Origin of the sequence: Desulforhopalus sp. IMCC35007, assembly GCF_005116575.1 — a bacterium.
GTDB lineage: Bacteria > Desulfobacterota > Desulfobulbia > Desulfobulbales > Desulfocapsaceae > Desulforhopalus_A.
Map to the genome: position 1 here is coordinate 1 of NZ_SWCN01000109.1, position 255 is coordinate 255.

The window sequence follows — 255 nt, forward strand, 5'->3', positions numbered from 1 at the left end:
TACCATATCATGCCGAAGCAGGAAGGCTCCGAGCTGCTGCTTGGCTACCCGAAGTGCACGGGTCGCATCTATCCGAGCCCGCACTAAATCACGCAAGGCCTCATCTTCAGGGGTCGGTACATACACAGCTGTGAGTTCACCTGCCCTATGCAGCCTGGCTAAAGAGAGGCAATCTCTTCTGTCATTTTTTAAGCGGTTACCGCTTTGTTGTGGAATTTTTGAAGGAGCAATGACAACACAATCAATGTTATTGTT

The 255-nt window shown here is 49.4% G+C and carries 1 protein-coding gene; it reads right to left on the reverse strand.

Annotated features, from left to right (window positions below; translation table 11 throughout):
• The coding region (locus tag FCL48_RS24810; RefSeq protein ID WP_136876766.1) for a transposase at positions 1-255 on the reverse strand (255 nt) is incomplete at both ends.